Below are 9978 nucleotides of genomic sequence, written 5' to 3'. Positions count from 1 at the left end.
GCTTCTGGATCAGCTGTCTTAACAGATTTTTCCAACCATTCAAACACAAGTTTGATTGTTTGAAGGGCGATACCGTCTGTGTAGTCGTTAGCAAAGTTTGAAGTGTAAGCTTCAGTCGCGTGAGTCAAGACGTCCATACCTGTATCAGCAGCGATGAAGTCTGGAACTGACTCAACCAAAGCAGGGTCAACAATGGCAATAGTTGGTGTCAATGAGTAGTCAGCCAATGGGTATTTACGATTGTTTTTCTTATCAGAGATAACGGCAAATGGTGTTACTTCTGAACCTGTACCTGAAGTTGTTGGAATACCAATGTATTTCGCTTTTTTACCAAGTGATGGGAAGCGGAAGGCACGTTTACGGATATCCATGAATTTTTGAACCAAGTCACGGAAGTCGATTTGTGGTTGTTCGTAGAAGAGCCACATTACTTTGGCCGCGTCCATTGGAGAACCACCACCAAGAGCGATAATTGTGTCTGGCTCAAATGCTCTCATCACTTCAGTACCACGTTCTACAGTTGTGATATCTGGATCTGGTTCAACGTCTGAGAAGACTTGGACAGTTACACGGTTGCTACGTTTGTTCAATTGGTCAATAATGCGTTGAACAAAACCAAGTTTTTCGATCGATTTGTCTGTAACAATCATAACGCGTTCAATATCTTCACATGTTTGAAGGTATTGGATAGAATTGCGTTCGAAGTAAATTTTTGAAGGAACTTTAAACCACTGCATATTATTTCTACGTTTCCCTACTTTCTTGATGTTTAGAAGGTTGATCGCACTCACATTATCACCAACTGAGTTGTGTCCATATGAACCACATCCAAGTGTCAATGATGGAATGAAGGCATTGTATACGTCACCGATACCACCGAAAGTAGATGGAGAGTTCCAGATAATACGCATTGCTTTGATTTCTGTACCAAAGCGTTTAGCAAGAGCTTCGTCTTTTGTATGAATAGCTGCTGAGTGACCAAGTCCGTTAAACTCAACCATTTGGCGAGCTTTTTTAAGACCGTCTTCTGTATCTTCAGCTTTTAGGACAGCGATAACTGGTGACAATTTTTCACGAGTCAATGGTTCTTTCGGTCCTACTTCTGCACATTCTGCAGCCAAGATGTTTGTTCCTTCTGGAACGCTGAATCCTGCTTGTTCAGCAATCCATGCTGCTGGTTTACCAACGATGTTTGCGTTTAGTTTAGCACCTGCACAGTTTTTGCTGTTTGCTTTCACGCCGAAACAGAATTCTTCAAGAAGCGCTTTTTCTTTCTTGTTTACAAAGTAAGTGTGATATGATTTGAATTCTTCTACAAATTCGTCATATACTTCTTTATCAATGATAACCGCTTGTTCTGATGCACAGACCATCCCATTATCAAATGATTTAGACATAACGATGTCATGAGCAGCTTGACGAAGGTCAGCAGATTTTTCTACATAGGCAGGAACGTTTCCGGCACCTACCCCAAGAGCTGGTTTTCCACATGAGTATGCAGCTTTAACCATAGCGTTCCCACCAGTTGCAAGAATAGTTGCAACACCTTCGTGGTTCATTAGCGCTCCAGTTGCTTCCATAGATGGCTTTGTAATCCATTGAACACAGTTTTCAGGTGCGCCAGCTGCGATGGCTGCATCACGAACGATTTGTGCTGCGTGAGCTGATGATTCTTGAGCTGATGGGTGGAAGGCAAAAACGATTGGGTTACGTGTTTTCAAAGCAATGAGTGATTTGAAAATCGCTGTTGAAGTTGGGTTTGTTGTCGGAGTGACACCACAGATTACCCCTACAGGCTCCGCAATCTTTGTCAAACCTGTAATTGGATCATCTTCAATAACTCCAACTGTTTTAACTCCACGCATATTGTTCACTACGTGTTCGCAGGCAAATAGGTTTTTTGTCGCCTTGTCTTCAAATACTCCACGACCAGTTTCTTCAACTGCGTGTTGTGCAAGGATACCGTGCGCGTCAAGTGCGGCAACCGAAGCTTTTGCCACGATATAGTCAACTTGCTCTTGGTTCAACTTGCGCATTTCATCAAGCGCAACCAAGGCTTTTTTCACGAGACCATCGACATGCTTTTCAGCAGCAAGTTGTTTTTCCTCTGGGGTTACTGTTTTTTTATCAGCCATATTATCCTCCATAGCCTTTAAGGATGTTATCCTTTGTTAATTATTTCACAAATTTATTATAACTCTTTTTTTATGCTTTGTAAACAGTTTCATAAGCATTTCACAAAGAAATTTTCTAAGATTGTGATTTTTTTCTCAATATAGCTATACAATAGAGTTTTGTCTGGACGATTGTGAAATTATGGAAAAAATTTTTTTATTTCACAAAGTTTTTCTAGTTGATAGTTAGTTATCGAATTCAAGACAAGAAAGCGTTTTCTTTTCAGGCTTTGAAAATAGTCTCCTAACTTGGAGACTACTGTTTTTGCTGAAAAACGCCTTGTTTAAAGGTCCCCTCATAAACAACTTCTTGCTCTGTAGTCAACTTCCCTTGACCTTCAGCCTGACCATTTACAAAATCACCTTCGTATTTCCAGCCATCTTTTGATTGAAAAGTCCCTTTACCATTAAAAGCCCCATTATTGAACTCTCCTGTGTATTGGTCCCCGTTTTCAAAGGTCATAGTCCCCTGACCATTCATCTTCCCTCTTACCAAGGTTCCATCATAAACAAGCGCACCATTGTCAAGTGTCAGTACACCCTTTTTTGGAGTGTTTAGTAGAAAAACTGATACGGCGCAGATAGCGATTAGAAGAACGGTTGCAATCTCTATACGCGGGCGAGTTAGATATACTCGATATTTTTCAAAGATTTTTTTAAACTTTTCCATTGTCACTCTCATTTTCTAAACGGTCTAACCAGCTTTGGCATCCACTTGTGATGCGCGCATAGGTTTCCTCAAAATCTCCTGTGTACCATGGATCTGGAACACTTTCTGCCGCAAAAGAGTAGATCTTGTACTGTAGTTCCTGAGGGCACATGTGACGCAGATCTGAAACGTTTGAAGCATCCATACCGATAATGTAATCAAATGATTCAAAGTCCTCTCTGCCAATCTGAAGCGATGTTTTGTCTTTGTCATACGGGATCTGATACTGCTGAAAAATCCCCTGCGTCCCCTTATGAATCGGATTGCCATGTTCCCAAGATGACGTTGCCCGACTCTCGACTTGGTAAGCGCTCGTCATGGACTTCATCACAAACTCTGCCATGGGACTTCGGCAAATATTTCCTAAGCAAACAAATACTATTTTTTTCATCCCTTTTCCTCTTGTCTCATAGAAAAACGGGAGTGACAGGTCCCGTTTTATTCTTCGATTGCTCCGCCTTCGTCAACAACTGTTCCTTCTGGTGTCACAGCTTCTTTGAGTGGCAAAACGGTCTTGATCGCAGCCAATTCAAAGGTCAAATAAACCCCATCTACATCCAGTACGATTGTACCTTTCTCAGTATCTACTTCATCCACTGTTCCGTAAAGCCCACCAATTGTAATGACTTCATAGCCTTTTTGAAGCTTGTTCAAGCTTTCCATACGCTTTTGTGCTTGTTTCTTTTGAGAACGTTGCATAAAGAACATCAAGGCAAACATACCTACAAGCATGATCAAAAATGTTAAATTTGGACTAATATTTTCCATAGTATTTTCTCCTTTGTATTTTACATAGGACTACTATATCAAATTTCAGCTACTTTTACAAGATTGTGCCTTGTTTTTATGGTTATAAAAAATCAGAGTTTTCACTCTGATTTTTGTGATTATTTCAAGTTTTGAACGACTTTGACTAGATTTTCAACTGTAAATCCGTACTCTGCCAATACTTTTGGTGCTGGGGCAGATGCTCCAAAGGTATCAATACCGAGAACTGCACCATCAAGACCAACATACTTGTACCAGTTTTGAGTTGCACCCATTTCAACTGCAACACGACGGCGAACTGCATTTGGAAGGATTTCTTCCTTGTAAGCTGCATCTTGTGCGTCAAAGACATCTGTTGATGGCATGCTGACTACACGGACTTTTGCACCTTGGCTAGCCAATTCTTTGGCAGCTGCGACCGCCAAATTCACCTCTGAACCTGTTGCAATCAAGATTGTATCAAAGTCTGCTGCATTTTCATAGACAACATAGGCACCTTTCGCAACTTTGTCAAAGTCTGTTCCTTCTTCGACAGTCAAGTTTTGACGTGTCAAGACAAGGGCAGTTGGTGTTTTTTCGCTTGTCACGGCAAGGTACCAAGCCGCTTGAGTTTCACGCGCATCTGCTGGGCGGAAAACATTCAGATTTGGCATAGCACGGAGACCTGCTAAGTGTTCAACTGGTTCGTGAGTTGGACCATCTTCACCAACTGCAATCGAATCGTGGGTAAAGACATAAGTCACAGGAAGTCCTTGCAAGGCTGACAAGCGGACAGCTGCTTTCACATAGTCAGAAAAGACGAAGAAAGTACCACCGTATACACGAAGTCCACCGTGAAGGGCCATCCCGTTCAAGATCGTTCCCATTGCAAATTCACGAACACCAAACTGAATGTTGCGGTTCAAGCGATTAGCATCGTCTTGAAGTCCATCAGTCTTAATATAAGTCATGTTTGAGTGAGCAAGGTCAGCTGAACCACCTAGGAAGGTTGGCAATTTAGTAGCTACAACGTTCAAAGCATCTTGACTTGAGTTGCGAGTTGCTTGAGAAAATCCATTTTCTAAGGCTGGGAAGTCTGCTGGAGTCACTTTAACTGGATCACGGCCGTCGATGATGGCTTCTACTTCTGCAGCCAGTTCTGGATGAGCTTCTTTATAATCAGCAACTAATTTAGTCCAAGCTTGATAAGCTGATGCGCCACGATCTGCAACATTTTCTTTGAAATCAGCGTAAACTTCAGCTGGGATTTCAAATGGTTCATAGTCCCAACCAAGAGCTTGGCGAGTAGCCGCAGTTTCATCTGCTCCAAGAGGAGCACCGTGTACCGCATTAGTTCCTTGTTTGTTTGGAGAACCGTATCCAATAACAGTCTTCACTTCAATCAAAGATGGCTTGCCTGAAGCTTTAGCTGTTTCGATAGCAGCATGGATAGCTTCCAAGTCTGTTCCATCTTCAACCAAGGCTGTATGCCAGCCGTAGGCATTGTAGCGATCACGAACACTTTCAGTAAAGGAATCCTTTGTCTCACCATCCAAGTTAATGTCATTTGAATCATAAAGAACCACCAACTTGTCAAGTTTTTGCAAGCCTGCATATGAAGCCGCCTCACTTGAGACACCTTCCATCAAGTCTCCATCTCCACAGATCACATAAGTATAGTGGTCAAAGATATTGAAGCCTTCGCGGTTATACTTCGCTGCAAGGAAACGTTCTGCTTGGGCAAAACCAGTAGCAGTAGAAATCCCTTGACCTAGAGGACCAGTTGTAGCGTCAACCCCTGCTGTATGACCAAATTCTGGGTGACCTGGTGTTTTTGAACCCCATTGGCGGAAGTTCTTGACTTCTTCCATGCTCACATCTTCAAATCCAGAGAGATGAAGAAGGGCGTAGAGGAGCATAGAGCCGTGTCCTGCTGAAAGAATAAAGCGATCGCGGTTGATCCAGTTTGGTTGAGCTGGATTGATACGAAGTTGCTTTGTAAAGAGGCTATAGGCCATAGGAGCAGCCCCCATAACCACCCCTGGGTGACCTGAGTTTGCTTTGTTGATGGCGTCAATACCTAGAAAACGAATTGCATTAACAGATAGATTTGACATAGAATTTCCTTTCTCTTTGAGGTGATTAATAAATCACACATCCTATTTTACTATTATATGAAAAAATGCATAGAATAGCAATAAAACAATTTGCGTTCATCTAACACATTTGATTTTCTATTCCCTCGTCACTTCATAGTACGGAAGCAAGCGCGCATAAGCCTCTTCTAGCTTCTCCAATATCGCTTCTACTGACTGATTTTCAATGAAGGAAACATCTGCCTTAACCAAAACTTTACGGACTTCCTGACTTCTCACCTTCTCGCGTAAAGTACGACGATTCTCCTCAGTAGCCTCCACCTTATGACTTTCCCCATTTGAGTAGACTAGATAATAAATTCCTTCTACCGCTGGAAGTTCTAAAACCTTGGCTTGCTTGTCTAAAGTCTGTTCATCTTTCTTGCGCTCAATGAAGCTGACCTCAAAAGAAATCCCATAATTAGTAGGTGTTCCATACAAACGAAGAGCCATCATAGGTTCTGTCACTTGTCCGTCTCTCTGTAGATAGGCCCAGAAATGCGGTCGCAAGCGTTGCGCTTGGTTCATCCACTGACTAGTCTGTTGCAGTTGCCATTCTGGATGACTAGCTTGAAAGGTTTTGGCCAATTCTGTAAAAGACTTCCGAGCCTCTTGACCTTTTTGCCGCAAGGTCAACATCTTTTCTCTTTCATCGCCAGCTTTATCAGGATTACGGTACTGGACTCCTGCAAATGATAGGTATTCTCTAACTGTTTTCAGCATATCTGAATCTTTCCTTTCCTAGCAAAAAATCAGGATGAACCTGATTTTGCTTTGCTTATTCTGCATCTACGACAACATAGCGATTTGGCTCGTCACCTTCAGAGTAACTCGTCACGCCATCCATGCGTGAAATAATGCGATGGATTATCTTGCGTTCGCTATTTGACATTGGATCAGTTTGTTGACTACGCCCTTCCTCTAAAACGCGAGTCGCCAATTTTTGAGCGTAGGTTTGCAAGACTTCTGCACGGTGTTCAACATAATCATTGACATTGATCGTGATGTAGAAGGTTCTTGAATAGCGGTTATAAAGATAATTTTGAGCCAATAGTTGCAAGGCCTTCAAAACTTTACCATGATAACCGATAATACGGCCTGGTTCATTGGTGTCAATTTGAAGATTGATGGTGCGGCGATTGTAGTCGCTTGAAATCGTCCCTTCAACATCCATATCATCTACAATGGTTTGAACGTAGCTAGCTACTTCAGTTGCCACTTGTTCGATGTCATAACTTGGTTCTACTTTCAAGCCTAAATCTTCCAAAGATTGACTTGTTGCTTCCTGCGTTTCAGTTTCTTTTTCTGGAGCAGATTTCACTTCCTCGGTAGTATCCTCTGGTTCCAATTCATTTAAAATTGAAATATGGCCTGTTTCTTCCAAAATCGTGCTGGCGTGCTTTTCATTTTTCAGGATTTCAGCCTTGACCTCTTCAGAGACACCTTGACCTTCTTCTTCAATCTTCTTGATGGCTTCAACCACATATCCCAAATCAACTGTCGCTTCGCTGACGGTTTTCACTGGTTCATTTTTTTCATTAACTTCTTTTGGAACCCCTTTAATGGCCTGCTGGTTGGCTTTGATTACTGTCGTTTCACTAATGGCTTCGATATCAACTTGAGCTGGCTTCTTACCAAACAAGCCTAAAAATCCTTTTTTCTCTTTCGAAACGACCTTGATGTGGGCCTTCATTCTTGGAATGTCTAATTCTTTCAATCCTTTTTGGATTGCTTCTTCAACCGTTGAACCTGTAAATAATACCATTATCAGATTCCTCCTTATTTTTTCTTTTTCTGTGCTTTTTTCAAAGCTCTTCTCTTCTTGCCTTCTAAATCTTTTTCTGCTTGCGCCACTGCTTCTCTTTCGGCAATAATCTTGAAAGGATTGTTCAAGAAATAGGTTTGCAGAACTTGGTAAGCATTGGATACGGCCCAGTACAAGGCTACACCACTTGGGGCGGAGATGGCAAAAACAAAGATCAATACAGGCATACCATACATCATCCCTGTCGTAGCTCCACTTTTTTCGGACAAAGCTTTATTCGATAACCAGCTACTCAAGAAGGTAAAGACTGCCGCCAAAATCGGAAGGACAAAACTTGTATCTACTCCTCCCAAATTAATCCATAAAAAGTGACCTGTTTTCAAAAAGTCTACTCGACTCAAGGCTTGAAAAAGTGCCAAGAGAACAGGCATTTGTATTAAAATCGGCCAGAGAGAGGATGAATGTTTGATCCCTAACTCTTTATAAACCTTACGCATCTCCTGGTCTAGCTTGGTTCTACTTTCCATATCACGACCTGGGTATTGCTCTCGCAAAGCCTTGATGCGTGGTTGAGCCTCTTGCATTTTTCTAGAGGCAACCATCTGTGTCTGAAAGACCGGTAATAGAATCGTCCGGATCAAAATCGTGAAGAGGATAATCCCCACTCCGATACTAATGTCAAAGGACAAAAAGCGGATAATTTCAGCAAAAAAATAAACGAATTTGCTCCAAAAGTCTGTCGAATCTGCTGTTATATCGCTAGCTGTACCATTTGTTGCACAGGCTGTCATGATAAACAAGGACAAGCCCAACAAACTAGTCAACTGTAGTTTCTTTTTCACTCCCATTTCCTTCCTGGTAAATCTTTGATAACTTTAATACGTGGAGTAGGTTTTTCTCCATCTCTGCATATTCCAAGGTTTCCACCCCTTTTCGGGCAATCACGACAAAATCAACATGCTCTACTAAACTCCCTTTTACACTTTGTAGAATGTGCCGGATTCGTCTCTTGATTTGATTTCTGGTAACTGCATTCCCCAGCTTTTTGCTGACGGACAGTCCTACTCGAAAATGGTTTTGCTGGTTTTCCAATTGGTAGACAACAAATTTTCGATTGGCAAAACTTGTTCCGTCCTTGAAAATCGCCTTAAAATCTTTCTCTCTTTTTACACGAAAGCTTTTCTTCAAAACTCAACTCCATCTATTAAATTACTACTATTATACCATATTTTTTGAAAAAGCCAATAACAGCAAGGTTTTAGACATTTTCTACATAAAAAAAGCTGGAAAATCTCTTTCCCAACTTCTTTTTACAATCAAATTTTACGTGTATTTACTTATTTTTTCAAGCGCTCAACATCGCGTGCAATCACCAATTCTTCATCTGTTGGAATAACCAAGACACGGATTTTCGCTGCGTCAGTTGAGATGTCTCCCGTTACGCCAAAGACGTTCTTTTCTGGATCCACATCACAACCAAACCAAGAGATACCTGAAATGACATCCTCACGAACCAAAGCTGCATTTTCACCGATACCTGCTGTGAAGATAATCGCATCTGCTCCATTTAGGACTGCAAGGTATTGACCGATATGTTTTTGGATACGATCAACATAGATTTCATAAGCCAAAGTCGCATCATGGTCTCCTGCTTCCATAGCAGCAATCACATCACGCATATCGCTTGACTGACCAGAAACTCCCATGAGCCCTGATTCACGATTGAGAACGCGACTAATATCTTCTGGGGTATTAAAATCCTCTGTATATTGCATGAGATAAGGGATGATAGCAGGGTCAATATCTCCTGTACGAGTTCCCATCATCACACCTCCAAGTGGTGTGAATCCCATAGAAGTATCCACAGACTTCCCTCCCTTAACAGCTGTGATAGAAGCCCCGTTACCAATATGGCAGGTAATCAATTTCAAATCTTCTAGAGGACGGCTCCAAGACATTGAAAATCGGCAAAATCATAAAGGGAAGCTCGATGTAGCTTGCGACGAAGATGAAGGAGAAATCGGTAAAGAGCAACTGTTGAGAACCGATTCCGATGAATTCCAAAAATTGATTAATAGAGCCATTTTGACCAAAAATCCCGATAAAGGCATAGGCCTTAAGGAGCAGATTGATCCAGGTTGGCAAGATAATCAGCATGAGCCAGAGTTGACGGTGCTTAAGACGGGTCAAAAAGAGGGCTGTTGGATAGCTGATGAAAAGTGTCACCATGGTCACAATCCCCGCATAAAGCACAGAGTTGAAGCTCATTTTGAGATAGGTCAAGTTTTGTGATGCAAAGTAGGATTTGTAGTTTTCTAAACTAAACTGGCCTTCAATGTTGAAAAAGGATTGTCCAAAAATCAAGACCAAGGGTGCGAGAACAAAGAGGGCGATCCAAAGCATATAGGGCACTACAAAGAGTTTAGAGGTTGTTTTCTTCATCTCTTT

General features: G+C 41.7%; 9 protein-coding genes and 2 pseudogenes. All 11 read right to left on the bottom strand.

Features of this window, described 5'->3' with window-relative positions; all coding sequences use genetic code 11:
- The coding region (gene adhE, locus GMD1S_RS05715) for a bifunctional acetaldehyde-CoA/alcohol dehydrogenase (protein WP_000763995.1) at window positions 1–2135 on the bottom strand (2135 nt) is incomplete at its 3' end.
- A 295-nt stretch (window positions 2136–2430) separates the two neighbouring features.
- Window positions 2431–2844, bottom strand: coding sequence for an MORN repeat-containing protein (locus GMD1S_RS05710; protein WP_000410457.1), 414 nt, complete (start codon window positions 2842–2844; stop codon window positions 2431–2433).
- Entirely contained in the window at window positions 2831–3274 is a 444-nt protein-coding gene (locus tag GMD1S_RS05705) for a low molecular weight protein-tyrosine-phosphatase (protein WP_000724851.1), read from the bottom strand. The genes GMD1S_RS05710 and GMD1S_RS05705 overlap by 14 nt, the downstream gene beginning before the upstream one ends.
- A 47-nt stretch (window positions 3275–3321) precedes the next feature.
- Window positions 3322–3642, bottom strand: a complete 321-nt coding sequence (gene yajC / locus GMD1S_RS05700; RefSeq protein ID WP_025168800.1) for a preprotein translocase subunit YajC — start codon at window positions 3640–3642, stop codon at window positions 3322–3324.
- A gap of 128 nt (window positions 3643–3770) precedes the next feature.
- Window positions 3771–5747 carry a transketolase gene (gene tkt, locus GMD1S_RS05695; RefSeq protein WP_000067909.1) on the bottom strand — a complete coding sequence of 659 codons (1977 nt, stop codon included), beginning with the start codon at window positions 5745–5747 and terminating at the stop codon, window positions 3771–3773.
- Between the two features lie 117 nt (window positions 5748–5864).
- Window positions 5865–6488 carry a hypothetical protein gene (locus tag GMD1S_RS05690; RefSeq protein ID WP_000921432.1) on the bottom strand — a complete coding sequence of 208 codons (624 nt, stop codon included), beginning with the start codon at window positions 6486–6488 and terminating at the stop codon, window positions 5865–5867.
- 55 nt (window positions 6489–6543) lie between these two features.
- A complete protein-coding gene (gene jag / locus GMD1S_RS05685; protein ID WP_000242591.1) occupies window positions 6544–7530 on the bottom strand; it encodes an RNA-binding cell elongation regulator Jag/EloR in 987 nt (328 codons plus the stop codon).
- Window positions 7531–7544: 14 nt separating this feature from the next.
- Window positions 7545–8372: a membrane protein insertase YidC gene (locus GMD1S_RS05680; protein WP_000728097.1), complete on the bottom strand. Its 828-nt coding sequence runs from the start codon at window positions 8370–8372 to the stop codon at window positions 7545–7547.
- Window positions 8347–8718 (bottom strand): ribonuclease P protein component, encoded by a 372-nt coding sequence (gene rnpA, locus GMD1S_RS05675; RefSeq protein ID WP_000748120.1) that lies wholly within the window; start codon window positions 8716–8718, stop codon window positions 8347–8349. Before rnpA ends, GMD1S_RS05680 begins: the two co-directional genes overlap by 26 nt.
- A gap of 149 nt (window positions 8719–8867) precedes the next feature.
- Window positions 8868–9476: pseudogene (locus GMD1S_RS05670) on the bottom strand (acetate kinase); the annotation flags it as partial.
- A gap of 1 nt (window position 9477) precedes the next feature.
- Window positions 9478–9972, bottom strand: a pseudogene (locus GMD1S_RS05665) (ABC transporter permease); the annotation flags it as partial.
- Window positions 9973–9978 lie beyond the last annotated feature (6 nt).

Origin of the sequence: Streptococcus sp. GMD1S, from assembly GCF_000296875.1 — a bacterium.
GTDB lineage: Bacteria > Bacillota > Bacilli > Lactobacillales > Streptococcaceae > Streptococcus.
Note: the sequence above shows the minus strand (reverse complement) of the source record. Positions and strands in the feature narration are given on the sequence as shown.